The organism is Sphingobium sp. Z007 (assembly GCF_900013425.1).
In the GTDB taxonomy this organism is placed as follows: Bacteria; Pseudomonadota; Alphaproteobacteria; order Sphingomonadales; family Sphingomonadaceae; genus Sphingobium.
Window position 1 is genome coordinate 392,430 of record NZ_FBXK01000005.1, and the last position, 23,643, is coordinate 416,072.

General features: G+C 65.3%; 25 protein-coding genes. 21 read left to right on the forward strand and 4 right to left on the reverse strand.

Annotation, left to right across the window (positions count from 1 at the left end):
• Positions 1-9 precede the first annotated feature (9 nt).
• Complete coding sequence (thrB, locus tag CEQ44_RS09830; protein WP_088184738.1) at positions 10-987, reverse strand: homoserine kinase; 978 nt, start codon at positions 985-987, stop codon at positions 10-12.
• 3 nt (positions 988-990) lie between these two features.
• Positions 991-1,950 (reverse strand): 4-hydroxy-3-methylbut-2-enyl diphosphate reductase, encoded by a 960-nt coding sequence (gene ispH, locus CEQ44_RS09835; RefSeq protein ID WP_088184739.1) that lies wholly within the window; start codon positions 1,948-1,950, stop codon positions 991-993.
• 169 nt (positions 1,951-2,119) lie between these two features.
• Between ispH and CEQ44_RS09840 the strand changes: the two genes are divergently transcribed.
• The 10 genes from CEQ44_RS09840 to tatC all read left to right on the forward strand — a co-directional run bounded on the left by CEQ44_RS09840 (position 2,120) and on the right by tatC (position 9,603).
• Positions 2,120-2,728 (forward strand): hypothetical protein, encoded by a 609-nt coding sequence (locus tag CEQ44_RS09840; protein ID WP_088184780.1) that lies wholly within the window; start codon positions 2,120-2,122, stop codon positions 2,726-2,728.
• Positions 2,729-2,844: 116 nt separating this feature from the next.
• Positions 2,845-4,569: an arginine--tRNA ligase gene (gene argS, locus CEQ44_RS09845; protein WP_088184740.1), complete on the forward strand. Its 1,725-nt coding sequence runs from the start codon at positions 2,845-2,847 to the stop codon at positions 4,567-4,569.
• Positions 4,570-4,579: 10 nt separating this feature from the next.
• Positions 4,580-5,302 (forward strand): SPOR domain-containing protein, encoded by a 723-nt coding sequence (locus CEQ44_RS09850; protein WP_088184741.1) that lies wholly within the window; start codon positions 4,580-4,582, stop codon positions 5,300-5,302.
• 102 nt (positions 5,303-5,404) lie between these two features.
• The gene (locus tag CEQ44_RS09855) at positions 5,405-5,602 is read left to right on the forward strand and encodes a hypothetical protein (RefSeq protein WP_254913841.1); all 198 of its coding nucleotides are present in this window, start codon (positions 5,405-5,407) and stop codon (positions 5,600-5,602) included.
• Between the two features lie 88 nt (positions 5,603-5,690).
• Positions 5,691-6,704, forward strand: coding sequence for a beta-N-acetylhexosaminidase (gene nagZ, locus CEQ44_RS09860; protein ID WP_088184742.1), 1,014 nt, complete (start codon positions 5,691-5,693; stop codon positions 6,702-6,704).
• Positions 6,705-6,706: 2 nt separating this feature from the next.
• On the forward strand, positions 6,707-7,483 hold the full coding sequence (locus CEQ44_RS09865; RefSeq protein ID WP_088184743.1) for a ScpA family protein: 777 nt from the start codon (positions 6,707-6,709) through the stop codon (positions 7,481-7,483).
• Positions 7,480-8,073, forward strand: coding sequence for an SMC-Scp complex subunit ScpB (gene scpB, locus CEQ44_RS09870; RefSeq protein WP_088184744.1), 594 nt, complete (start codon positions 7,480-7,482; stop codon positions 8,071-8,073). Before CEQ44_RS09865 ends, scpB begins: the two co-directional genes overlap by 4 nt.
• Positions 8,074-8,101: 28 nt before the next feature.
• Positions 8,102-8,350: a twin-arginine translocase TatA/TatE family subunit gene (locus tag CEQ44_RS09875; RefSeq protein ID WP_088184745.1), complete on the forward strand. Its 249-nt coding sequence runs from the start codon at positions 8,102-8,104 to the stop codon at positions 8,348-8,350.
• A 27-nt stretch (positions 8,351-8,377) separates the two neighbouring features.
• Entirely contained in the window at positions 8,378-8,827 is a 450-nt protein-coding gene (tatB, locus tag CEQ44_RS09880; RefSeq protein WP_088184746.1) for a Sec-independent protein translocase protein TatB, read from the forward strand.
• Entirely contained in the window at positions 8,824-9,603 is a 780-nt protein-coding gene (gene tatC, locus CEQ44_RS09885) for a twin-arginine translocase subunit TatC (RefSeq protein ID WP_088184747.1), read from the forward strand. The genes tatB and tatC overlap by 4 nt, the downstream gene beginning before the upstream one ends.
• A 374-nt stretch (positions 9,604-9,977) precedes the next feature.
• On the opposite strand, the gene CEQ44_RS09890 is transcribed toward tatC, so the two are convergent.
• Together CEQ44_RS09890 and CEQ44_RS09895 are read right to left on the reverse strand one after the other, a co-directional pair.
• Complete coding sequence (locus CEQ44_RS09890) at positions 9,978-10,106, reverse strand: entericidin A/B family lipoprotein (protein ID WP_088184748.1); 129 nt, start codon at positions 10,104-10,106, stop codon at positions 9,978-9,980.
• A gap of 358 nt (positions 10,107-10,464) precedes the next feature.
• Entirely contained in the window at positions 10,465-11,439 is a 975-nt protein-coding gene (locus CEQ44_RS09895; protein ID WP_088184749.1) for a cell wall hydrolase, read from the reverse strand.
• Positions 11,440-11,656: 217 nt separating this feature from the next.
• Between CEQ44_RS09895 and CEQ44_RS09900 the strand changes: the two genes are divergently transcribed.
• The 11 genes from CEQ44_RS09900 to murD all read left to right on the forward strand — a co-directional run bounded on the left by CEQ44_RS09900 (position 11,657) and on the right by murD (position 23,630).
• On the forward strand, positions 11,657-12,652 hold the full coding sequence (locus tag CEQ44_RS09900; protein WP_088184750.1) for a cysteine synthase A: 996 nt from the start codon (positions 11,657-11,659) through the stop codon (positions 12,650-12,652).
• 41 nt (positions 12,653-12,693) lie between these two features.
• Positions 12,694-13,005 carry a hypothetical protein gene (locus CEQ44_RS09905; protein ID WP_088184781.1) on the forward strand — a complete coding sequence of 104 codons (312 nt, stop codon included), beginning with the start codon at positions 12,694-12,696 and terminating at the stop codon, positions 13,003-13,005.
• A 29-nt stretch (positions 13,006-13,034) separates the two neighbouring features.
• Positions 13,035-14,300, forward strand: a complete 1,266-nt coding sequence (locus CEQ44_RS09910; protein ID WP_088184751.1) for an ABC transporter — start codon at positions 13,035-13,037, stop codon at positions 14,298-14,300.
• Positions 14,301-14,485: 185 nt separating this feature from the next.
• Positions 14,486-14,983: a division/cell wall cluster transcriptional repressor MraZ gene (locus CEQ44_RS09915; protein WP_088184782.1), complete on the forward strand. Its 498-nt coding sequence runs from the start codon at positions 14,486-14,488 to the stop codon at positions 14,981-14,983.
• Positions 14,980-15,921 carry a 16S rRNA (cytosine(1402)-N(4))-methyltransferase RsmH gene (gene rsmH / locus CEQ44_RS09920; RefSeq protein ID WP_088184752.1) on the forward strand — a complete coding sequence of 314 codons (942 nt, stop codon included), beginning with the start codon at positions 14,980-14,982 and terminating at the stop codon, positions 15,919-15,921. Before CEQ44_RS09915 ends, rsmH begins: the two co-directional genes overlap by 4 nt.
• Positions 15,918-16,568 carry a colicin transporter gene (locus tag CEQ44_RS09925; RefSeq protein ID WP_088184753.1) on the forward strand — a complete coding sequence of 217 codons (651 nt, stop codon included), beginning with the start codon at positions 15,918-15,920 and terminating at the stop codon, positions 16,566-16,568. Before rsmH ends, CEQ44_RS09925 begins: the two co-directional genes overlap by 4 nt.
• Entirely contained in the window at positions 16,568-18,271 is a 1,704-nt protein-coding gene (locus CEQ44_RS09930; RefSeq protein ID WP_088184754.1) for a penicillin-binding protein 2, read from the forward strand. The genes CEQ44_RS09925 and CEQ44_RS09930 overlap by 1 nt, the downstream gene beginning before the upstream one ends.
• Positions 18,271-19,713, forward strand: coding sequence for a UDP-N-acetylmuramoyl-L-alanyl-D-glutamate--2,6-diaminopimelate ligase (locus CEQ44_RS09935; RefSeq protein ID WP_088184783.1), 1,443 nt, complete (start codon positions 18,271-18,273; stop codon positions 19,711-19,713). The genes CEQ44_RS09930 and CEQ44_RS09935 overlap by 1 nt, the downstream gene beginning before the upstream one ends.
• A gap of 124 nt (positions 19,714-19,837) precedes the next feature.
• Positions 19,838-21,229, forward strand: a complete 1,392-nt coding sequence (gene murF, locus CEQ44_RS09940; RefSeq protein WP_088184755.1) for a UDP-N-acetylmuramoyl-tripeptide--D-alanyl-D-alanine ligase — start codon at positions 19,838-19,840, stop codon at positions 21,227-21,229.
• Positions 21,229-22,302 carry a phospho-N-acetylmuramoyl-pentapeptide-transferase gene (mraY, locus tag CEQ44_RS09945; RefSeq protein ID WP_088184756.1) on the forward strand — a complete coding sequence of 358 codons (1,074 nt, stop codon included), beginning with the start codon at positions 21,229-21,231 and terminating at the stop codon, positions 22,300-22,302. Before murF ends, mraY begins: the two co-directional genes overlap by 1 nt.
• Positions 22,299-23,630, forward strand: a complete 1,332-nt coding sequence (gene murD, locus CEQ44_RS09950; RefSeq protein ID WP_088184757.1) for a UDP-N-acetylmuramoyl-L-alanine--D-glutamate ligase — start codon at positions 22,299-22,301, stop codon at positions 23,628-23,630. The genes mraY and murD overlap by 4 nt, the downstream gene beginning before the upstream one ends.
• Positions 23,631-23,643: the final 13 nt, after the last annotated feature.

A 23,643-nucleotide genomic window follows, 5' to 3' on the forward strand; every position in this document is an offset into this window, starting at 1 on the left:
GGCTTGCAATTATTGTCCCAGCAGTTCCGCCGGATCAGCCTTGGCGTAGAAGTCTAGCCGGCGCAGATAGGCGAGCGGGTCTTTGCGCGTCACCAGCGCGTCGGCCGGCGTGTTGATCCAGTCATAGGCGCGGGTCAGCAGGAAGCGAAGCGCCGCGCCCCGGCACAATATCGGAAAGGCGGCGCGTTCGGCATCGCTCAGCCCATGGGCCTGCGCATAGCCAGCGCCGATCGCCGCGCCGCGCGCGCCGAACCAGGTCGCACCGTCATTGCTGAAGCACCAGGCGCTGTGGGTGACGGCCAGGTCGTAGGCGCGGATGTCGGTGCAGCTGAAATAAAAGTCGATGAGGCCCGTCACCTCTTCGCCCAGCATCAGCACATTGTCGGGAAAAAGGTCGGCATGGATGACCGACCGGGGCAGGTCGGCGGGCCAGTGGGCATCCAGAAACGCCAGTTCGTCGCGCACGCGCGCGGCCAAGCCCGGCGCGATCCGGTCGAAATCGTCGCCGCATTTGGCCGCCAGCGCGCGCCAGCCGGCGATGTCGAGCGCATTGCGCCGTTCGCCTGCGAAACCCTGCGCCGCCTTGTGCAGTTCGCCCAGCGCCACCCCGGCGGCGCGCGCCTGTCCGGGCGTAGGTTCGGTGACGCTGATACCGGTCAGAAACTCGATCAGGCAGGCGGGACGACCCGACAATTGCTGAAGGCGCTTGCCCTCCCGATCCGCGATGAAGCGCGGGACCAGGCATCCGCGCGCGCCCAGATGGTCCAGCAGGTCCATGAAGAAGGGCAGGTCCGCTTCATCCACCCGCTTTTCATAGAGGGTCAGGATATAGCGATGACCGGCACCGTCAGGGCCGGTGGTTTCGAGCAGATAATTGCTGTTCTCCACCCCTTCGGCAATGCCCTTGGCCGACACAAGGCGTCCGGCGTCGTAGCGGGTCAGGAAGGCGTCGATCTCTTCGGCGGGGACGTGGGTATAGACGGCCACGAGTCAGGCGGCCTCCAGTCCGCGGGGCAGCTTGAACGCGATGGTCTCGCGGGTGGTTTCCACCTGCTCCTCCTCGACCGTGAAGCGTTCCGCCAACTGGTCCACCACTTCGCGCACCAATATCTCCGGCGCGGAGGCGCCCGCGGTCAGGCCCAGCGTCGTCACGCCCTCCAGCCAGGCAAAGTCGATTTCCGACGCCCGCTGGATCAACCGGGCGGGCGTGCCTTCCCGCTCCGCCACTTCGACCAGCCGCAGCGAGTTGGAGCTGTTGGGCGCACCGATGACATAAAGCGCCTGGCAGCGGGGGGCGATGGCCTTCACCGATGTCTGGCGATTGGACGTGGCGTAGCAGATATCCTCGCCCTTGGGCGCGGCAATGGTCGGGAAACGGCGCTCCAGCACCGCCACGATCGCGGCGGTATCATCCACCGACAATGTGGTCTGGGTCAGGAAAGCGAGATTGGCGGGATCGACGGGCGCGAACGTCTCGGCCGCCTCGACCGTTTCGATCAGGGTCATCGCGCCGTCGGGCACCTGGCCGAAGGTGCCGATCACTTCGGGATGCCCCTTATGCCCGATGAACAGGATATGGCGGCCGGCCTCCACCTGGCGCTCCGCCTGGCGATGGACCTTGCTGACCAGCGGGCAGGTGGCGTCGAGATAGGACAGGCCGCGCGCTTCGGCTTTGGCCGGCACCGCCTTAGGCACGCCATGGGCGGAAAAAACTACCGGCACGCCGTCAGGCACCTGGTCCAGGCTTTCCACGAAGATAGCGCCCTTGGCCTTCAGCCCATCCACGACATATTTGTTATGGACGATCTCATGTCGGACATAGACCGGCGCGCCATAGGCCTCGATCGCCTTTTCCACGATGATGATCGCGCGATCGACCCCTGCGCAAAAGCCGCGCGGGGCGGCGATCAGGAGCTTCATCGGCGGGTGGGCGGAGGGCGCGTGCGTCATGCCTGCCGCTTAGGCGAATGTGCGGCCGGATGAAAGAGCGAACCGGCGGCGCTTTGTTGCGGTTGCGTGGCGGGCGGCGGATGGATAAGGAAAGCGCGAAGCTTCTGGCCCATTGGCCCGTGCGAAGGAATATCTGCCTGTGAAAGTGTCTCATATCGCCGTGACTGCCATGCTGGCCCTCGCTCTGGCCGGCTGTTCGCGCCGGGGTGAGATCGACGCGAGCGGCGGTATCGTCGCGGTGCGTTCGGCCTGCCCAACGGCGGCGATTCCCGCGCAGACCGGCGATATCACGCTGTTCACCGCCCCCGGTCGCACCGACGCCGCGGCGATCGACGTGGTGGCGGAAATCACCAACCTGCGCTCCACCTGCGCCGACGGGGAGCAATTCTACACCGAGGCGACCTTCACCGTGAACGCGCGCCGTAGCGACGCGAGCGCGGCGCGGCAGGTGACCTTGCCCTATTTCTCCGCCGTGGTGCAGGCCGGCACCAATGTCGTCGCCAAGCGCGTCGGCCAGGTGACGCTGAACTTCGCGGCGGGCGACTATCGCGCCAGCGCGCAGGGCAAAGGCGGTTCCTATGTGAACAAGTCGGCCGCCACGCTGCCCGCCGAGATCCAGACCAAGATCACGCAGAAGCGCAAGGCAGGCGATGCCGACGCTGCGATCGATCCCTTCGCCCAGCCCGACGTCAAGGCGGCGCTCCAGCGAACCAGCTTCGAGTTGCTCGTGGGTTTCAACCTGACCCAGGATCAGCTCCGATATAACGCGACGCGTTAAACTCAGCTCGTTTTCGTCCGTTCGGGCTGAGCTTGTCGAAGCCCTGCACTTCTTGAAGAAAAGAGCAGCCCTTCGACAGGCTCAGGGCGAACGGGACTTGTAGGAAAGTTCGTCCCGTGTCCCTTTACACCCGTTTCACCGCCCATCTCGACGCCGTGCTGGACGCGCTGGAAGCCGATGGCGTGCTGCCCGCAGGCCTCAATCGCAAACCGGTGACGGTCGAGCCGCCGCGCGATCCGTCGCATGGCGACCTCGCCACCAATGCCGCCATGGTGCTGGCGAAGCCCGCAGGCACCAATCCGCGCGCGCTGGCCGAAGCGATCGTCACCAAATTGCAGGCGCTGGACGAAGTTGAAAGCGCGACCATCGCCGGTCCCGGCTTCATCAATCTCACCCTGACCGATCCGACCTGGCGCGCGGAGCTGGCCGCGATCCATGCGGACGCCGATGATTATGGTCGGTCGGACGTGGGAGAGGGCGTGACCGTCAATGTCGAATATGTGTCCGCCAATCCGACAGGGCCGATGCATATGGGCCATTGCCGCGGCGCGGTGGTGGGCGATGCGCTCGCCACTTTGCTGGAATATGCGGGCCATAAGGTGATCCGCGAATATTATATCAATGATGCAGGCGGTCAGGTGGACGTGCTCGCCCGGTCGGCGCATCTGCGTTACCGCGAGGCGCTGGGCGAAACTATCGCGATCCCCGAAGGCCTCTATCCGGGCGACTATCTGGTGCCGGTCGGGCAGGCTCTGGCCGCCGAATATGGCGATCGGTTCGTCGGCGCGCCCGAAGCCGACTGGCTGGGGGCCTTTCGCACCTTCGCCGTGGCGAAGATGATGGACATGATCCGCAGCGATCTGGCGCTGCTCGGCATCCATCACGACATTTTCTCGTCCGAAGCGGAATTGCAGGCGGCGGGCAAGCCCGATGAAGCCGAGGCCTGGCTGCGCGCGCACGACCTGGTCTATGACGGTGTGCTGGAAGCACCCAAGGGCGAATTGCCCGACGATTGGGAGCCGGTCGAACTGCCGCTGTTCCGCTCGACCCAATTCGGCGACGATCAGGATCGGCCGATCAAGAAGTCGAACGGCAGCTGGACCTATTTCGGCGCCGACATGGCCTATCACTACCAGAAGGCGCAGTCCGCCGACCAGTTGATCGACATCTGGGGCGCAGATCACGCAGGCACCGTCAAGCGCATCCAGGCCGCCGTCGCGGCGCTGACGGAGGGCAAGGCGCGGTTCGACGTCAAGCTCATTCAGATGGTCCGCCTGCTGCGCGATGGCGAACCGGTGAAGATGTCCAAGCGGGCGGGCAATTTCGTGACGCTGGCCGATGTGGTGCAGGAAGTGGGCAAGGATGTCGTCCGCTTTACCATGCTGACGCGCAAGGCCGACGCGCAGATGGATTTCGACTTCGCCAAGGTGGTGGAGGCGTCGAAGGACAATCCCGTTTTCTACGTCCAATATGCCCATGCGCGGATTTCTTCGCTCGGACGGCGCGCCGAAGAGGCCGGGATCGTCCTGCCCGCGCCCGACCTGTCCCTTCTTGGGACGGCGGAGCTGGCCATCGTCAAGCTCGCCGCCCAGTTCCCGCGGGTGGTGGAAGGGGCCGCAATGCAACGCGAACCGCACCGGGTTGCCTTCTATCTCAATGACTTGGCTTCTGCCTTCCATGGTTGGTGGAATATGGGCAATGACGATCCGCGTGCGCGCGTCATCCTGGCCGACGATCCGGCGCTCACCGCCACACGGCTTTTCCTGGCGCAAGGAATAGGGCAGATTATCCGCAACGGGTTGGCGCTTATGGGCGTGGCCGCGTTGACGGAAATGCAGTGAGGCGCTGGAAATGAGCGATTATGCGCGTGGGCGACTGGACCTGGACGATGAAGATCGTTTGCCCTGGCTGGAGCCGGCGATCGATGACGAGGCGGAAGAGAGGATTTCGCCGCTCCGCCTGCTGGGCCTGATCCTGCTGGGCCTCGCGCTGATCGGCGCGGTGGTCGCGGGCGTATGGTGGATGCAGAACCGCAATGGCGCAGGTGGCGCGGGTGAGGGGCAACTGATCGCTGCGCCGACGCAGGATTACAAGATCGCCGCCAATGAAGCCGACGCCAAGAAATTTGCCGGCGAAGGCGACGCCAGCTTCGCCGCCAGCGAAGGCGTGCTGCGCGATGGCCGGATCGACCCCAGCCGCGTGCCCGAAGCGCCGATCGCCAAGACCGCGCCAGCCCCCGCCGCGCCCACACCCGCTGCGCCGAACAAGCCCGCCGCCAGCGTCACCGCGCGCGTCACCGACGAAACCGGGGTGCGCCAGGCTGAAACGCCCAAGGCCGCCGCCGGTGGCGCGATGATCCAGCTAGGCGCCTATGGCAGCGCGTCGGGCGCGAAGGATGCCTGGACCAAGTTGTCCAAGCGTTTCGCTTATCTCGTGCCGCTCGCTATGACGGTGGAGCCGGCGCAGGTTGGCGGCGGCACCGTTTATCGCCTGCGTGCCAGCGCGGGGAGCCAAGCGAGCATGATCTGCGGCAAGCTTAAGGTCGCGGGCGAAAGCTGCTTGGTGGTCAATTAAAGGCGTGCCGGTCGGGTAGGCGGGATGGCGTGACGCCGGCAATGCCGGGTAGCAGCATCTATTTCTTCGCCATGGCGTCAAGATGCGAAGGGGATGGATTTCATGTTCGACTATCTCCGCCCGGTCTTGGAGGAGGACAAGTTCGCCACCGAGGAGATCGAGAAGATGCTGGCGGTGATCGGCGAAAATCCCGACGAACTGCTCATCAAGACCGATCGCAACGCGGTGGAGGGGCGGCGGATGCTCCAAGCGATGATGGACGCGGAGCGCGCCGTGCCTGCCAAGCCGCTCCCGGCCTGACAAAGGCCATGCCACGGCCGCCACCGATTACGGCGGCCGTGGCGATTCGCCTTCGACAGCGCGCGTTCGGGGCGCTAGTCTCCCGTCCATGAAACCCGTCATCTTCGGTCTGTCCGGCGAAACCCTGACCGGCGACGAGCGCGCCTTCTTTGCGGACGCGCAGCCCGCCGGCTACATCCTGTTCAAGCGCAATATCGCCGACCGGGCGCAGTTGCGCGCGCTGACCGACGATTTGCGCAGCCTGCACGGCCGCGACGATCTGCTCATCATGATCGACCAGGAAGGCGGCCGGGTGGCGCGGATGGAGGCGCCGGTCTGGCCCAGCTTCCCCGCGGGCGCGCAGTTCGACCGGCTCTATGACCTCGCCCCGTCCAGCGCCATTGCCGCCGCGCGCGCCAATGCCCGCGCCATCGCGCTCACTCTCGCGGAAGTCGGCATCACCGTCGATGCGCTGCCGCTGCTCGACGTGCGGCAGGATGGCGCGAGCGACATCATGGGCGACCGCACGCTGGGCGCCGATCCCATGCGCGTCGCCGCGCTGGGCCGCGCCACGCTGGAGGGACTGGCCGAAGGTGGCGTGGTCGGTATCGTCAAGCATATGCCGGGCCATGGCCGCGCGATGGTCGACAGCCATCTCGCCCTGCCGGTGGTGACCGCCAATCTCAACGCGCTGGAAACCGACCTGGCGCCGTTCCGCACGCTCAACCAGGCGCCGATCGGGATGACTGCCCATGTCGTCTATACCGAATGGGATGCGCAGCACCCCGCCAGCCTCTCGCCCACGATCATCGGCGAGATCATTCGGCAGCGGATCGGTTTCAACGGTCTGCTGATGTCGGACGATCTGGACATGAAGGCGCTCAAGGGCGGCATCCCCGAACTCGCCGCCGGTGTAGTCGCTGCGGGATGCGACCTGGCGCTCAACTGTTGGGGCCGGATGGACGATATGGTCGGAATCGCGCACCTGTTGCCGGAGATTACGGACAAGGCGCGCGCGCGGCTCGACCGGGCCATGGGTTCGGTGACGCGCGGCACGGACCAGCCACCGATCGAGGAACTGCTGGCGACGCGGGATATGCTGCTAGGGCTGGTGGCGGCCTGAGCGTGGACGATCTCTTCATCGCGCCTGCCATCCCCAGCCCCGAAACGCTCACCGTCAGCTTCGAGGCGTGGGAAGGGCCGCTCGACCTGCTGCTCAGCCTCGCGCGGACGCAGAAGGTCGACCTGCGGGAGATTTCCATCCTCGCGCTGACCGAACAATATCTGGACTTCATCGACGGCGCGCGCGAATTGCGGCTGGAACTGGCGGCGGACTATCTGGTGATGGCGGCCTGGCTCGCCTATCTCAAATCCTCGCTGCTGCTGCCACGGCAGGAACAGGCCGATCCCAGCCCCGAAGACCTGGCGCTGCGGCTGCAATTGCGGCTCCAGCGGCTGCACGCCATGCGCGACGCCGCCGCCCGGCTGATGGCGCGCGACCGGGTCGGCCGCGATGTCTTCGCCCGGCGTAAGCCTGAAGGGCTGCGGCTGGTCAAAAAGACGCAATGGCGCGCAAGCCTCTATGACTTGATTCAATCCTATGGCCAGATTCGCGCTCGCACGCAGCCGGCGGTGCACGTCATTGCGTTGCGGCCGGTGATGACGCTGGACGAGGCGATCCAGCGGGTCGGTTCGCTGGTGGGCGCGGCGCTCGACTGGACCCGGCTCGAATCCTTTCTGCCGCCCGATTTGGACGCGCCCAAGGCGAAGTCGGCGCTCGCCAGCAGCTTCGTTGCAGCGCTGGAACTGGCGCGGCAGGGGCGGCTGGAGATGCAGCAGGACGGCATCTTCGCGCCGCTCTATCTGCGTGCGGCCACACCGAATCAGGACGTGGCGGCATGAACGCGGAACCCGACGATTTCCTGCGCGCGGTGGAGGCGGCGCTGTTCGTGGCCGAAACGCCGCTGACGCCAGCCGAAATCAAGCTGCATGTCGGGGAGGGCGGTAATCTTCCCTTGGCGCTCGGCGCGCTGGCCGATCATTATGCCGGGCGCGGGATCAACCTGGTCGAACGGGGCGGGCGCTGGCATTTCCAGACCGCGCCGGACCTGGCCCATATCCTGCGCCGCGAAAAGGACGAGCCGCGCAAATTGTCGCGCGCGGCGATGGAGACGCTGGCGATCATCGCCTATCACGAGCCGGTGAGCCGCGCGGAGATCGAGGCGATTCGAGGCGTCCAGGTGGCCAAGGGCACGCTCGACGTGCTGATGGAGGCGGGCTGGGTCCGCCCCGCCGGACGGCGCGAGGTGCCGGGTCGGCCGCTCATCTATGCGACGACCGTAGATTTTCTGTCACATTTCGGGCTTAGCAGCCGTCGAGACCTTCCGGGCGTGGACGATCTGCGCGCCGCGGGCCTGCTCGATCCAGTCGATTTGGCGCTGGAGGGTCTGGGCGGCCAATCCGTTGTGGAAAATGATGAGGAAGACGCCTAGATAGGCCTTCTACTTGGAGTATTGAAAAATGGGTTCCTTTTCGCTGATGCACTGGGTCATCGTGCTCCTGGTCGTCATGCTGCTGTTCGGCGGCGGACGGATTTCCGGCCTGATGGGTGACGTTGCCAAGGGCATCAAGAGCTTCAAGAAGGGCATGGCCGACGATAGCGACGATGATGTGACGCCCGCCAAGCCCGCAACGCGCCTGGAAGGGCATCGCGTGCCTGAACAGGATGCGCCGACGCCCAGCGCGACCGAAGAAAAGACCAAGGCCTGATCCTCTAGCGCAGGCCGGTAGTCCCGCATGTTTGGTATCGATTCGTCCGAATTTCTGGTGATCGTGATCATCGCCGTGATCGTGATCGGGCCGAAGGATCTGCCGCGCGCCTTGTACAAGGTGGGGCAGATCGTCGGCAAGGCGCAGGGCATGGCCCGCCATTTCCGCACCGGCATCGACGCCATGGTGCGCGAAGTGGAGCTGGAAGAGCTGGAAAAGAAATGGGCCGCGCAGAACAAGCGGATCATGGACGAGCATCCGCCCGAAGTCGCTGCGACAGACGCACTGCCGGCGCCGGGCGACTCCGCGGGATCCGAAGGCAACCCGCCCTATGTGGCCGAAGCGCCGACGGAAAAGCCGGCTTTCGTCGCGCAATCCGCCCCGGTCGCGCCCCCGGCGGCGGACGGCCCGCCCTATGTCGCGGAGGCATCGGCCGAGCCTGTCGCCCAGCCGCACAAGGGTGACGCACCGGCATGATCGGGGATATCGACGACAGCAAGGCGCCCTTGCTCGACCATCTGATCGAGCTGCGCGGCCGTCTGCTCAAATGCGTTTATGCGCTGGTGGCGACCGGCGCGCTCTGCTTCTATTTTTCCGAACAGCTGTTCACGATCCTGGTCCATCCACTCAAGGAAGCGTTCGGCGATGGCGGCGGCAAGCTGGTCTATACCAAGCTGTACGAAGCCTTTTTCGTGCAGGTGAAGATCGCCTTTTTCGGGGCTTTCTGTCTGTCCTTCCCGATCATCGCCAACCAACTCTGGGCCTTCGTCGCGCCGGGCCTCTATGCCAAGGAAAAAAAGGCGCTGCTGCCCTTCATCCTGGCGACGCCCTTCCTCTTCGCGCTGGGCGCGAGCCTCGCCTATTTCGTGGTGATGCCGATGGCGTTCCACTTCTTCCTGGAGTTTCAGGGCAATAGTAGCGGCTTGCAGGTCGAGGCGTTGCCCAGTGCGGACGCCTATCTCGGCCTTGTCATGCAATTCATCCTCGCCTTCGGCATCAGCTTCCTGATGCCGGTGCTGCTAATGCTGCTCAACCGCGCCGGCTTCGTCACGCGGGCGCAACTGATCGGGATGCGGCGTTATATGATCGTCGCCGCCTTCATCCTGGCGGCGGTGCTGACCCCGCCCGACGTGGTGTCGCAACTGATGCTCGCGATCCCGCTGCTGCTGCTCTACGAAATCACCATCATTGCGATCTGGTTCACCGATCGCAGGGCCGCCAAGCAAGAGGCGGCGGAAGAGGCTTCGGCGTAAACAGGCGATGAGTTTGCTTGGTGGCAATGCGGGATGGTTTTCTGCCATTCCGCTTTGCACCTGACGTCATTTTAACAACGACGAAAAAATCCCGTCACCCCCGCGACCCGAAGGGCGGCCGTAGGCCAACGCTGGTCTCGCGCGCGAGCACGCAGCGGTCGAAATGAGCGCTTACCCACACGTAGCGCGCCGTCGCCTAAGAACCTCAGCCTTCGCTAGGGTGACTGCTATTGGGCAAGCCGGAATGGCCGCCGCATGTCCGCTTCTGGTCGAAGCCTACAGCGTCCTTCTTCGCTGCGCAAAAAAAAGGCCCGCCGTTTGACGGGCGGGCCATGCTAGGGAGCGGGGTAGAAAACTGAAAGTCTGCGCGACCCTTAGTTCGCGGTCTTTTCCACGGCCTTGCCGGCGCTCTGCACGTCGCGGCCTGCGCCCTCGACCGTGTTGCACGCAGCAACCATCAGCGATCCGGTGAGCAGCACGGCGGCTAGAATTTTCTTGGTCATCGGAAATCTCCTCGTCAAAATCTGTGACCGGATGGCGGCGCCATCGCAGTGACGAAGGAAGAACCCGCGCTGCGCGCATACGTTCCGCAGCCGAAAAGAATAAAGATTTCAACCGGAAAAGCCCGAAAAAAGCTGAGCCCGGAACGCGTCGGGGGGGAGACGTTCCGGGCTCATATTTTTTTGGATAGCAAGAGCGGGGGGCAAAAGATTTGCTATCCGAAATATAAAACCCATAACATCGCGGATCGGTTCCCGCCGATGCCGAAAAAGCCTATTTTTAATCTGCTTTTTTTCCAGCCACTTCGATGGTCATCGCAATATTAACCGCTAAAACCGCCGCCGGGGACATAGGTGCGTCTCAGATGAGCGGACGGCCGCTGTTACGATATTCCGGTCGGATGGTGGATTCCGGCAGGCCATCGTTGGCGGACGACGGGGGCGGGGGCGCGGGCGTCCAGCCGGCGCGCGGTGCGATCGGCGTGGCAGGCGGTGTGGGCGTTGCGTAGGGAGTAGCCAGCATCTCGACAGGCTGTGCCGGGCGCGCAGGCCAGCTGCTGCGTGCTGGCCCCGAAATGGTCTCGCGTCCTAGATAAGGGTCGGAGAAGGCCGCGGGCGTGCCGTTGAAACCGGGATTGCGATAAAAGATATGCGCGCCGATCACAGCCACCGCCTGCAGGCTGGACGACCATAGGGGGCGCACCGCCAGCGTATGATAATGGGTGGCGAGGCCGACCGGCGCGTAAACATTCCCGGCCAGTGCATCCTGCGCCACGCGCCGCGCCCGGACCCAGGCGGCGGCGGCGGGCACCCGCGCCATTGCACCGTCGCAACTGAAGGTGAACTGGCATTTATAGTCGGTGCGTTCCGACCCCTGATAGACGACGCCGCAGACCGTATTGGGCCAGAGCGGGCTGCGCACCCGGTTGAGCACCACCTGCGCCACTGCGCGCTGGCCATCGTCCGGTTCGTTGGCGGCTTCATAATAGATGGCGGATGTCAGGCAATTGAGCGCACGATAGCTGTCGAGGCCGGTCATCCCGCGAAAGACCATGGCGGGCGCGGCCTTCACTTCGTCCAGGCCCAGCACATGCTCGCTCTGCACCGTGGCGACGCCAGGCACCGGATCGAACGCCCCTTGCGCATAGAAGAAGGCGGAGCCGGGGAAGTTCGCGCCCGAATCTTCGGCTGGGTCGGCGAGGGACCGGCCCTGTTCGCCATCGAGCATGTCGAGCGGCGCGGCAGTGATGAGGCGCGGGGCGACGAGCAGCACCAGCGCGATCAGGGCGATCGCGCCATGTCCCTGCCATCCCCGCATCTGTGCAAAAAGCCGCATGCCAAACCCTGTCGGTACGCGACCCCATGTCGCGCAGCTCGCCCTTAGCGTAATTTGCTTACGCTTTCCCCTGCGCATTTGGCCTGTGCCGCGATGGGACGCCGGAGGGTGAAAAGATTAACCGGGCAAAGATTAACAGGGCGATGAAATGGCCGCTTTCTTGGCCTCATCATTCCCTTGCTTGGCAAAGTCGCGTCCGCTCCGCTATGCGGGTGTCATGCTGCTTCAACCCAATAGCCTCGCCCTCATCGGCAATACGCCGATGGTGCGTCTCGCCGGCCCTTCGCAAGAGACGGGCTGCGACATTTTCGCCAAGTGCGAATTCGCCAATCCTGGCGCCTCGGTCAAGGACCGGGCGGCGCTGTTCATCGTCAACGATGCCGAGGAAAAGGGGCTGCTCCAGCCCGGCGGCACCATTGTCGAGGGGACGGCGGGCAATACCGGCATCGGCCTGGCGCTGGTCGCCAATGCCAAGGGCTATAAGACGATCATCGTCATGCCCGAAACGCAGAGCCGCGAAAAGATGGATACGTTGCGCGCGCTGGGGGCGGAACTGGTGACGGTGCCCGCCGCGCCTTATTCCAACCCTGGCCATTTCGTCCATACCTCCCGCCGCCTGGCGGAGGAGACGGAAGGCGCGATCTGGGCCAATCAGTTCGACAATATCGCCAACCGCAAGGCGCATATCGTCGGCACGGCGGAAGAGATCTGGACCCAGATGGACGGCCGGATCGACGGCTTCACCTGCGCGGCCGGCACGGGCGGCACGATCGCCGGCGTCGGCCTGGGCCTTAAGGCCAAGGATGAGACTATCACCATCGCGCTGAGCGATCCGCACGGCGCGGCGCTCTACAGCTATTACGCGACCGGCGAATTGAAGGCCGAAGGCTCTTCGGTGGCAGAGGGCATCGGCCAGGGGCGCATCACCGCCAATCTGGAAGGCGCGCCGATCGACACCCAGTTCCGCATTTCCGACGCGGACGGCATGGAGTGGGTCCGCCGCTTGCTGAGCGAGGAGGGGCTGTGCCTGGGCCTGTCGTCGGGCATCAATGTCGCGGGTGCGGTGGCGCTGGCGCGGCAATTGGGGCCAGGCAAACGGATCGCGACGATCCTGTGTGATACGGGCTTTCGCTATCTCTCGACCCTCTACAACCGTGAGTGGCTGGAATCTAAGGGCTTGACCGTCTTCCCCTGGCTCGCGCAGACTGCATGAACGCCGACACGGGTCGCGGCGAAGAGGTCCAGAGCGTCACCATGGCTGAAACACCCCGCCGACAGGAAGGGTTGCAGCGCGTCCAGATCGGCTTGACCGGTCTGGCGGGTGTGGTGCTGTTGGTGGGGCTGGCCAATATCGTCATCGAAAAGGCGCGGATGGACGACGCCGCGCTGCCGCCGCCGGTGGTGCCGACGCTCAGCGCCAGCGGCAATGCCGTGTCGCCGCGCGATCCGCTGGCCGAACTGGGCGTGCAGCCCGCGCCGGAACAGGCCCCGATCGTGCCCGACCTGCAACCCGATCCCAATATCCGCAAGCCCATGGACCGCGACTCCACGCAGCAGCAGCGCTGAGTGATGCCGCCGGGCCAGGATCGCCGCCGATGAAGGCGGGGCTGAACCGATTCCTGTGGCTCTGGTTGCCGCCGCTGGCGATTGTTCTGGCCGGTCTGTGGAGCGCCTGGTTGACGGGTCAGGCCGATCCCTGGGATTGGGCTTTGCCAACGGCGATAGTGCTGACCGGGGCGGGCCTGCTGCTGGCGCGGCGCGGATGGGCGATACTGACATGGGTGGCGATGGGTGGCGTCGGGATGGCGCTGATCTTCTGCGCTTTCGCGGCGGGACGCGTGCCGGACGGGATGGCGGCGCTGGGGCTGGCGATGGTTGGGATGTTGGCGGCTTTCGGCGGGGCCATGCTGCGCCATTCCCCGTTCGCTTCGAGCGTAGTCGAGAAGCCTGGCGCTAACACTTCTCGACTACGCTCGAAGCGAACAGGCGTGGGTGTGATCTTCCTCATACTTGCCGCGCTGCTCCTCTGGCGCGGCCCCGCCCAACCGTTGCACCCAGTCCCGGACCGCCCGACGCTCGCTGTCATCACCGCGCTACCACTCTTCTGGAGCGAGTCGGGGCGACAGGACGCCCCCGTCGTCACGGTCCTGCGCACCCGCTTCACCGTCGTGCCGATGGACGACCCGGTTCAACTCAAACCATCGGGGGCAAAGCGGCTCCTGCTGGCCCAGCCACGCGCTATGACGCCCACGCAACTGGTCGCGATAGACGCCTGGGTGCGGGATGGTGGCACGGCGCTGGTAATGGCCGATCCGCTGCTGCGCTGGCCGTCGGACCTGCCGCTGGGCGATCGCCGCCGCGCGCCGTCCACCAGCCTGCTGGGGCCGCTGCTAGACCATTGGGGTTTCCACCCGTGCGCCATCATGAGCGAAGAAATCCGTTATTTTCCCCCCGACGGCACGCTCATCACCCTGACGGGTGCGCGCGGCTGCCCTACTGCGGAGAGAGACGGGATCGTGCAGCGCAAGCAGATAGGGCATGGGGCGGCCTTGCTGGTGGGAGACGCCGATCCGATCGACGACCGGCTCTGGCTCGCCAATCCCGCCCATCCGCTCGATCCCCGCTATTGGGTGGCCGATACGCCTGCGCTCGTCGTCCGCTGGTTGGGCGGGGCATCCATCCCTGGCGACCGGCGCTGGATGCGCGACGCGCAGGATGTCACCCGCGCGCTCCGTTGGGCGCTTCTGGCCGGGACGATGTGGGCGATAGTGGGCGCGATGCTGCTCCGCCGGGGACGGCGTGGGGCCACGCCCGGAACAAAAGGAGAAGATGACGAGGCCAAAGATAACAAATTCGGTTAGTCCCGAATTTCACCGTCTTTTCCCATCGTCACCCATGCTTTCCCATTGCAGTGACCCCCCATGCTTGGTAGGTAATCCAGCATTGGGGTTCGTCAGGCTTTGTGCAGTCCTGAACGCTGGATGGTCTTTTCGTGATTCCGGCGACAGGCGGCCTGTGCCCCGAAAATAAGGGGCCAGTCGCCAGCGTGTCGGATGTCATTCTCTATACGGGCAACGCGTTCAGCGTCGCGGACGGCAAGGGCCGTTTCGTGCTGCCCCTTGAGATGCGCAAGCTAGTGACTCAGGCCAGCGGCGGGCAGAATCGCCTGTGCCTGTCGATCCACATGGACAATGGCTGCGCCACCGGCTTTGGCCTGTCGCACAAGCAGTTCCTGTTCGACGAGGTCGAGAAGCTGGAGCGTCAAGCCTATGAGGCCGGGCGCGATTTCAACGCCGATCTGGAACGCGAAAATCGCCTGGGCACGATCGAAGACGTGAATTTCGACGATGCCGGTCGCTTCTTCCTGCACCCCGATATCAAGGATGAAGCCGGCATCACCGACGCGATCTTCTTCTATGGCGTTGGCCGTTATTTTCAGGTCTGGAAGCCCGAAGCGTTGATCGAAAGCCCCGATCGCCCCGCCCTGATCCGCAACAAGGTGCGTCGCTGGATCGACGCGCGGGCGGAAGGGGTGGCCAAGTGAACGATGCGCCTCATATCCCCGTCCTCCTTGCCGAAGTGCTCGACGCCCTCGCCATCACCCCTGGCGAGATCCATGTCGATGGCACGTTCGGCGCGGGCGGCTATAGCAGCGCCATGGCCGGTGCAGGCGCGCAGGTCTTCGCCTTCGATCGCGACCCCGATGCGATCCGCGAAGGGCAGGCGGTCGCGGACGTCCATGGCATTACGCTGATCGCGGGCGAATTTTCCCGCATGGTCGAATTGCTGGCCGACCGCGGCATCGCCAAGGTGTCGGGCATCACGCTCGATATCGGCGTCTCCTCGATGCAGCTCGACCGCGCCGACCGCGGCTTTTCCTTCCAGGCCGACGGCCCGCTCGACATGACGATGAGCCAGGACGGCATGAACGCGGCCGATTTCCTGAATAGCGCGTCGGAAGAGGATATCGCCAACGTCATCTACCGCTATGGTGACGAGCCGCGCTCGCGCCGCGTCGCCCGCGCCATCGTGGAGGCGCGCCCGCTGGAGCGCACCGCCCAGTTGGCCGCCGTGGTCCGCCGCGCGCTGGGCCACAAGCCGCATGACAAGAAAGACCCGGCGACCCGCACCTTTCAGGCGATCCGCATCCATGTGAACCAGGAACTGGAAGAGCTGGAGCGGGCGCTGGACGCGGCCGAGACGCTGCTGGAGGAGGGCGGTCGCCTGGCCATCGTCACCTTCCACAGCCTGGAGGACCGCATCGTCAAGCAGTTCCTGCGCAATCGCAGCGGCGGCGAGGGATCAGGGTCCAGGCATCTGCCCGAACGCGCCGCCGGACCGCAGCCGACCTTCGCCAAGCCCGCCAAGCCGGTGCGTGCGGGGGACGCCGAACTGGCGCGCAACCCCCGCGCCCGATCCGCCACCTTGCGTGCCGCCATCCGCACCTCTGCCCCCGCTTCCATTCGGAGTGCCAACGCATGATCGCCGTTAAGAGGTTGCAGAGCCTGATCTGGGTGATCCTGGTCGCACTGGGCGCGCTGGGGGCCTATATGGTGTCGCTCAAGGTCGCGACCGAGCGCAACGAGCTGATGAAGGTGCGCTGGCAGATCGCGCAGGCGAAGGGCGATATCCGCTATCTGGAGACGGAATTCAGCGCGCGCGCCTCAATGCGTCAGCTCGAAAGCTGGAACCAGCATGACTTCTTGTATGCGACGCCCAGCGCCCAGCAATATCTGGGCGGCGAACGGGCGCTGGCGCATCTGGACGGCATTCAGCCCAACGGTCCCGACTATGTTGCCCCGCCGGTGATGGTGGCCATGGTCGAAACCCCCGCCGACCTGCCGTCCGCCCCGCAAAAGGCCCCCGAAAGCCCGGCCGCGACCCAGATCCGCAGCGACATCGCCGTGATTCGGGAGGCCCATGCCGCCGACGTCGTCGACAAACTGCCCAAGCCCGCGCCCCGCACCTCGGCGCAGCAGGCAAAGGCCGATGCCGACGTCAGCAAACCCAATCCGATCGCGCGCAAGGCGGAACGGATGGCGATGCTCGACGCCAAGCTGCTGGACGACAGCACGCTGGGCGATCTGTCCGCCAAAGCCGCGCGCGAGCGCAAGAAGGGGGCGAACTGATGGCCACGATCATTGTGCAGCCCGGCGGCGAGCGGGCAGGGCGAGCGCGGCTCAACCTGACCGCCATCGCCCACAACCGGTTGATGTTGCTGCTGATCCTGTTTCTGGCCATCACCGCCATCCTGATCGGCCGACTCGCCTGGGTTGGCATTTTTGCGCCGGGGACGACGGGCGATGGCGCCCTGTCCGCCTTCCTGCCCGCCCGCGCCGACATCGTGGATCGCAACGGCGTGCCTCTGGCGCGCACGATGGACGCCTACTCGGTCGCAGTGCGCCCATCCAAGCTGATCGGCGATCCGGCCGAACTGGCGCGCAAGCTGCACGAAATTTTCCCCGACGAACCTGAAGCCGCCTTCTACAAGAAGCTGCGTGGGCGCGGCTGGGCCTATCTGCGCCGCCGTGCGCTGCCCGAACAGGTGGCGGCGGTGAACGCGCTGGGTGAGATCGGCATCGAATTTCCCCGTGAGAAGGAGCGGCTTTATCCCCAACGCACGCTCGCCGCGCATGTGCTTGGCTTCGCGCCCGACTCCGCAGGTGTCGGCGGCATGGGCGTGGAGGCGGCGTTCAACGACCGGCTGATCGACGCGGCGCAACGCGGGAAGCCCTTCGCCGTGTCGATCGACAGCCGGGTGCAAGGCGCGCTGGAAAGCGAACTCTATGCCCAGCTGGTGCAGACGCGGGCCAAGGGCGCAGGCGGCGTCATCATGGACGCCAATACCGGCGAGATCATCGCCATGGCCTCGATTCCCGTCTTCGATCCCAACAAGCTGCAAAATTACGCGGGCAAAACGTGCAGCCAGTCGCCGCTGTGCAACCATATGGTGCAGGCGCGCTACGAAATGGGTTCCTCATTCAAGCCGCTGGCGATCGCCGCGGCCATGGACGCGGGCGTCGTCACGTCGATGAGCAAGCGCTATGACGCCACCGCGCCGCTCGCCGTCGCCGGTTTCCGCATCAAGGACGACCATGCCATGGGCCGCTGGATCAACGTGCCCGAAATCCTGGTCCACAGCTCCAACATCGGCACGGCGCGGATCGCCGACGAAATGGGCGCTGCGCCGCTGCAAAAAATGTTCCGCAGCCTGGATTTCGACCAGCGCGCACCGATCGAGTTTAACGAGCGCGCCAAGGGCATCTGGCCGTCCAGCTGGGGCCGGATCACAAGCATGACCACCTCCTACGGCCATGGCATCGCGGTCACGCCGCTGCATCTGGCGGCCGCCTATGCCGCCTTGGTCAATGGCGGCATCTGGCGTCCGGCAACCGTGCGCAAGCTGAGCGCCGACGAAGTGCCCGAAGGCCGCCGCGTCTTTTCCGCCGCCACCAGCGCACGGATGCGGCAACTGTTGCGGATGATCGTGTCGGCGGGTACAGGGCGTAGCGCCGACGCCAAGGGATTCCGGGTGGGCGGCAAGACGGGTTCGGCCGAAAAGCCTCAAGAGGGGCGCTATAACAAGACTTCGCTGGTGACGACTTTCGCTTCTGCCTTCCCGATGGACAATCCCCGCTACGTCGTCGTCGCGATCATGGACGAGGCGACGGGCCAATATGGCCTGCGCACGGCCGCCTGGACCGCCGCGCCCGTGGTCAAGCGGGTGGTGGAGCGGACCGGCCCGATGCTGGGCGTGCTACCGGACGAAAGCCGCGACGTCGATATTTCCGACCTGATGCCGCTGCTGCACGGCGACAAGGAGAAAGAATGATGCGCCTCGGCTCGCTTATCGAGGGGCTGGATGTCGAGGTCGGAGACAAAACCGGCCTTGATTCGTCCGTGACCGGTTTCGCCATCGACAATCGCAAGGTCGCGCCGGGCACCGTTTTCGGCGCGTTCCAGGGCCTGCGCGTCAATGGCGAGGATTATATCGCCGACGCCGTCAAGGCAGGCGCACTCGCCGTGGTCGCCCGGCCGGAAGCGAAGGTCGAGGGCGCGATCCACATCGCCCACGCCAATCCCCGTCGCCTGCTGGCGCTGATGGCGGCCCGCTATTTCGCGCCCTTCCCGGACGTGACCGTCGCCGTCACCGGCACCAATGGCAAGACCAGCACGGTCGAACTCGTCCGTCAGCTCTGGCGGATGATGGGGCATAAGTCCGCGTCGATCGGCACGCTGGGTGTTACCACGGCGGTCGATCAGGTGTCGACCGGGCTGACCACGCCGGATATCGTCACTTTCCTGGCCAATATGTCGGGCTTGCGCCGTGAGGGCATCACCCATGCCGCGTTCGAGGCGTCGAGCCATGGCCTCGACCAATATCGCACCGAAGGGCTGCCGGTGATCGCGGGCGCGTTCACCAACCTGTCACGCGACCATCTCGACTATCATGGCGACATGGAGACCTATTTCGACGCCAAGATGCGGCTGTTCGATGAGGTCGTATCGGCGGACGGCGCGGCGGTCGTCTGGGCCGACGACGCCTGGTCCGCCAAGGTTATCGACCGGGTGCAGACGCGCGGCCTGCGCCTGCTGACCATCGGCGCGCAAGGCGACGCGCTGCGCCTGGTCAACCGCTCCCCGACCCATTTGGGCCAGACGCTGGAGATCGAGGCGGAAGGAAAGCTCTACAAGGTCAACCTGCCGCTGATTGGTGCCTATCAGGCCGCCAACGCTCTGACCGCCGCCGGACTCGTTATCGCGACCGGCGGAGACACGGCCAAGGTGTTAGAACTGCTCGGCCGGGTCCAGCCGGTGCGTGGGCGGCTGGAGCGCGCCGTCATCAGCAAGGCGGGCGCGCCCGTCTATGTCGATTATGCCCATACCCCTGACGGCCTGAAAGCCGCGATCGAGGCGCTGCGCCCGCATACCAAAGGGCGGCTCATCACCCTGTTCGGCGCAGGCGGCGATCGCGATGCGGGCAAGCGCCCGCTGATGGGCAAGGTCGCGGCGGAATTGTCCGACCATGTCATCGTCACCGACGATAATCCGCGTTCGGAGGAGCCTTCGGCGATCCGCGCCGCCGTGCTGGCGGGTGCGCCAGGCGCGGAGGAAATCGGCGGCCGCCGCGCCGCGATCGCCGCTGCGATCGCGCTGGCCGGGCCGGACGATATCGTGCTGCTGGCGGGCAAGGGCCATGAGCAGGGCCAGATCATCGGCGACCGCGTGCTGCCCTTTGACGACGTCACCGTCGCGCGGGAGTGCGCGGGTTGATGCAAAATATGTGTTCAAATCCGTTCGCCCTGAGCCTGTCGAAGGGCTTTTCTTTTCTTCAAGGAAGGAAAGGGCTTCGACAGGCTCAGCCCGAACGGTGTTTTGTTTCTGGAGCGTTGGATTGATGCCAGATCTCTGGACCTCGACGCAAATCGCTGAGGCCACAGGCGGCGCCGCGTCGGCGCCGTTCGCCGTTTCGGGCGTCGCTTTCGACAGCCGCGAAGTGGGGCAGGGCGACCTGTTCGTCGCGATGAAGGGCGATACGACCGACGGCCATAAATTTGTCGACAAGGCGTTCGGGCAGGGCGCGGCCGGGGCGATCGTCAGCGAACCCGTCGCCCATCCCCACATCCTGGTCCCCGATAGCGCCGCCGCGCTCGAAGCATTGGGCAAAGCATCGCGCAAGCGCATGGATGGCAAGGTGATCGGCGTCACCGGATCGGTCGGCAAGACCGGCACGAAGGAAGCGCTGTTTCAGGCGCTGGACCGCGCCGCGCAGGGGCAGGTGCACCGCTCGGTCAAAAGCTACAACAACCATGTCGGCGTGCCGCTTAGCCTCGCCCGGATGCCGCGCGGGTCGGCTTATGGCGTGTTCGAAATGGGCATGAACCATGCGGGCGAACTGGCGGCGTTGACCCGGCAGGTCCGCCCCGACGTTGCGATCGTCACCGCGATCGCGCCAGCCCATATCGAATTTTTCGGCACGGAAGCGAAGATCGCCGAGGCCAAGGCGGAGATTTTCGAGGGGCTGCAACCCGGCGGCACCGCGATCATCCCCTATGACAGCCCGCATGTGACGCTGCTCTACAACAAGGCGGAACGGCACGCTGCCCGCATCCTGACCTTTGGCACCAGTCCCCAGGCGGATATCTGCGCCCGCGAAGCCGTGCCTGCGCCGGGCGGCGGTACGCTGGTCACCGCGACCCTGCCCGACGCGGAACTCTGCTTCACCGTGGCTGCGCCGGGCGACCATTGGGTGTCGAACGCGCTCGCGGTGCTGGCCGCAGTCGATGCGGTGGGCGGGGATCTGGCCGCAGCGGGCCTGGCGCTCGCCGAAATGCCGGGCCTGCCGGGCCGGGGTGAGCGGCGCATCCTGCCTGTGGCCGGCGGGCAAGCGCTGCTGATCGATGAAAGCTACAACGCCAATCCGCTGTCCATGACCGCAACGTTGACGCAACTGGGCCGCGAAAAGGCCGACCGGCGCATCGCCATATTGGGCGGGATGCGCGAACTGGGCGAGCGCAGCGTCGAACTCCACGCCGGCCTTGTCGAGGCGCTGGGGGCGGGCCGGGTCGATTATGCCATATTGGTCGGCGCGGAGATGGCGCCGCTGGCCGACGCGCTTGGCAACACTATTCCGCATGTCCATGTCGCCGATACGGCGGCCGCCATCCCCCTTATTCAAGCCGAAATGCGCGCGGGCGACGCGATATTGGTCAAGGGTTCGAACGGCGTGGGCCTCTCCCGCCTGGTCGCCGCCCTTGGCGAAGCCGCCCGCGAAGGAAAGACGAACTGATGCTCTACTGGCTGGCCCAGACCATGGATTTTGCGGGGGTGTTCAACCTCATCCGCTATCTGTCCTTCCGCGCGGGCGCGGCGATCTTCACCTCGCTCATCATCGGCCTGGTGATCGGCCCCAAATTCATCGGCTGGCTGCGCGTCCGCCAGGGGAAGGGCCAGCCGATCCGCGACGACGGTCCGCAGACGCATCTGGCCAAGCGCGGCACGCCGACCATGGGCGGCCTTATGATCCTGACCTCCATGGTCATTTCAGTGCTGCTGTGGATGGACCTGTCGTCCACCTATGTCTGGGCCTGCCTGTTCGTGACGCTGGGCTTCGGCGCGATCGGCTTCCTGGACGATTATGACAAGGTGACCAAGGCCAGCCACAAGGGGCTGTCGGGCAAGATGCGCCTGCTGTTCGAATTTCTGATCGCCGGTTTCGCCGCTTGGATGATCGTCAACCAGCATGGCAATACCGCGCTCTATGTGCCCTTCTACAATGGCCCGGCGATCGAACTGGGGCCGTTCTACTTCTGCTTTGCCGCCTTCGTCATCGTCGCGTTCGGCAATGCGGTGAACCTGACCGACGGCCTCGACGGCCTCGCCACCATGCCGGTCATCATCGCCAGCCTCGCCTTCATGCTGATCGTCTATCTGGTCGGCCGCGCCGACTTTGCCGAATATCTGGGCATCCCCCATGTGCCGGGCGCGGGCAATCTGACGATCCTGTGCGGCGCGATCATCGGTGCGGGCCTGGCCTTCCTCTGGTTCAACGCGCCGCCCGCCGCCGTCTTCATGGGCGATACCGGCAGCCTCGCGCTGGGCGGGACGATCGGCGTGATCGCGGTCACCGCCCATCATGAAATCGTGCTGGGCATCATCGGCGGGCTGTTCGTCGTGGAGGCGCTCAGCGTCATCATCCAGGTTTTCTTCTACAAACGCACCGGCAGGCGCGTGTTCAAGATGGCGCCGATCCACCATCATTTCGAGCAATTGGGCTGGGCCGAACCGACCGTGGTTATCCGCTTCTGGATCATCGCCTTCGTGCTGGCGCTCGCCGGTCTTGCCACGTTGAAACTGCGATGATCGTCTCCAGCGCCTTCGCAGGCAAGACCTACGCCGTATTGGGGCTGGCGCGATCCGGCCTCGCTACGGTCGCCACGCTGGTCGCCAGCGGCGCGCGCGTCGTCGCCTGGGATAGCCGCGAAGAAGCGCGCGCCTTGGTTGAGGGCAAGGCGGAACTGGGCGATCCAATGGAGATCGACCTCAGCGGTTTCGACGGCATCGTCGTGTCGCCGGGCGTGCCATTGAACCGCCATCCTATCACCATGCGCGCCAAGATCGCCGGTGTGCCGATCATCGGCGACATCGAACTGTTCGCGCTCGCCCGCCCGACGCTGCCACCGCACAAGGTCGTCGGCATCACCGGCACCAATGGCAAGTCCACCACGACTGCGCTGATCCATCACATCATCGAGCAGGCGGGTTACCCGACGGTCATGGGCGGCAACATCGGCCTGCCGATCCTCAGCCAGCCGCCGCTGGAACCGAACCTGCACGGCGTCGGCGTCTATGTGCTGGAACTGTCCAGCTACCAGATCGACGTGACGCATAGCCTCGACTGCGACGTCGCGGTGCTGCTCAACATCACGCCGGATCATCTGGATCGGTATGATGGGTTCGCGGGCTATGTCGCTTCGAAGGCGCGATTGTTTGCGATGCAGTCGGCGGACCAGTGTGCGGTTTTCGCGGCAGATGACGAAGCCACACGAAAGATAGCAGCTTCGGAATGGCAGCGTCGTGGACAGAAACCTCACTGGGGGGTGGTTCACGCCTCCGACATCGACCCTGCCGCCCAACTGACCTGGCCGGCCCTGCAAGGCCCGCACAACGCCCAAAATGCAGCTATCGCCATCGCTGTCACAAAAGCGCTGGGCGTCGACGCCGACACCATTGCCAACGCCCTCGCCAGCTACGCCTCGCTCCCCCACCGGATGCAGGCGGTCGCAACCCGCAGCGGCGTCCTCTACGTCAACGACAGCAAGGCGACCAACGCCGCCTCCACCGCGCCCGCGCTCGCCGCTTGGCCCTCGAAGGACGGCAAGCCTCGCATCCACTGGATCTTGGGCGGCGTCGCCAAGTCCGATAATCTGGACGAATGCGTCCCCCATTTCGCCAATGTCGCCCACGCTTACACCATCGGCGAAGCGGGGCATATGTTCGCCGATCTGCTGCGCGCCCATATGGCTGTGGACGACAGTGAGATGCTAAGCGCCGCCGTCCGCCGCGCCGCGCGCATCGCGCAGCCGGGCGACGTGGTGCTGTTGTCGCCCGCCTGCGCCAGTTTCGACCAGTTTCGCGATTTCGAGGCGCGCGGCGATGCCTTCGTCGCCGCCGTCGCGGCGCTCGATTAAGGCTCCGGGGCGA

What these genes read in the sequence shown, in the direction of transcription:
- ispH (WP_088184739.1), bottom strand. Translation starts at nt 1,950, where the DNA reads ATGACGCACGCGCCCTCCGCCCACCCGCCGATGAAGCTCCTGATCGCC.
- CEQ44_RS09890 (WP_088184748.1), bottom strand. Translation starts at nt 10,106, where the DNA reads ATGACCAAGAAAATTCTAGCCGCCGTGCTGCTCACCGGATCGCTGATG.
- CEQ44_RS09930 (WP_088184754.1), top strand. Translation starts at nt 16,568, where the DNA reads ATGGCCACGATCATTGTGCAGCCCGGCGGCGAGCGGGCAGGGCGAGCG.
- CEQ44_RS09910 (WP_088184751.1), top strand. Translation starts at nt 13,035, where the DNA reads ATGAAGGCGGGGCTGAACCGATTCCTGTGGCTCTGGTTGCCGCCGCTG.
- CEQ44_RS09850 (WP_088184741.1), top strand. Translation starts at nt 4,580, where the DNA reads ATGAGCGATTATGCGCGTGGGCGACTGGACCTGGACGATGAAGATCGT.
- murF (WP_088184755.1), top strand. Translation starts at nt 19,838, where the DNA reads ATGCCAGATCTCTGGACCTCGACGCAAATCGCTGAGGCCACAGGCGGC.
- CEQ44_RS09935 (WP_088184783.1), top strand. Translation starts at nt 18,271, where the DNA reads ATGCGCCTCGGCTCGCTTATCGAGGGGCTGGATGTCGAGGTCGGAGAC.
- tatB (WP_088184746.1), top strand. Translation starts at nt 8,378, where the DNA reads ATGTTTGGTATCGATTCGTCCGAATTTCTGGTGATCGTGATCATCGCC.
- mraY (WP_088184756.1), top strand. Translation starts at nt 21,229, where the DNA reads ATGCTCTACTGGCTGGCCCAGACCATGGATTTTGCGGGGGTGTTCAAC.
- nagZ (WP_088184742.1), top strand. Translation starts at nt 5,691, where the DNA reads ATGAAACCCGTCATCTTCGGTCTGTCCGGCGAAACCCTGACCGGCGAC.
- CEQ44_RS09855 (WP_254913841.1), top strand. Translation starts at nt 5,405, where the DNA reads ATGTTCGACTATCTCCGCCCGGTCTTGGAGGAGGACAAGTTCGCCACC.
- CEQ44_RS09895 (WP_088184749.1), bottom strand. Translation starts at nt 11,439, where the DNA reads ATGCGGCTTTTTGCACAGATGCGGGGATGGCAGGGACATGGCGCGATC.
- murD (WP_088184757.1), top strand. Translation starts at nt 22,299, where the DNA reads ATGATCGTCTCCAGCGCCTTCGCAGGCAAGACCTACGCCGTATTGGGG.
- CEQ44_RS09905 (WP_088184781.1), top strand. Translation starts at nt 12,694, where the DNA reads ATGGCTGAAACACCCCGCCGACAGGAAGGGTTGCAGCGCGTCCAGATC.
- CEQ44_RS09900 (WP_088184750.1), top strand. Translation starts at nt 11,657, where the DNA reads ATGCTGCTTCAACCCAATAGCCTCGCCCTCATCGGCAATACGCCGATG.
- tatC (WP_088184747.1), top strand. Translation starts at nt 8,824, where the DNA reads ATGATCGGGGATATCGACGACAGCAAGGCGCCCTTGCTCGACCATCTG.
- CEQ44_RS09925 (WP_088184753.1), top strand. Translation starts at nt 15,918, where the DNA reads ATGATCGCCGTTAAGAGGTTGCAGAGCCTGATCTGGGTGATCCTGGTC.
- scpB (WP_088184744.1), top strand. Translation starts at nt 7,480, where the DNA reads ATGAACGCGGAACCCGACGATTTCCTGCGCGCGGTGGAGGCGGCGCTG.
- CEQ44_RS09875 (WP_088184745.1), top strand. Translation starts at nt 8,102, where the DNA reads ATGGGTTCCTTTTCGCTGATGCACTGGGTCATCGTGCTCCTGGTCGTC.
- CEQ44_RS09840 (WP_088184780.1), top strand. Translation starts at nt 2,120, where the DNA reads ATGCTGGCCCTCGCTCTGGCCGGCTGTTCGCGCCGGGGTGAGATCGAC.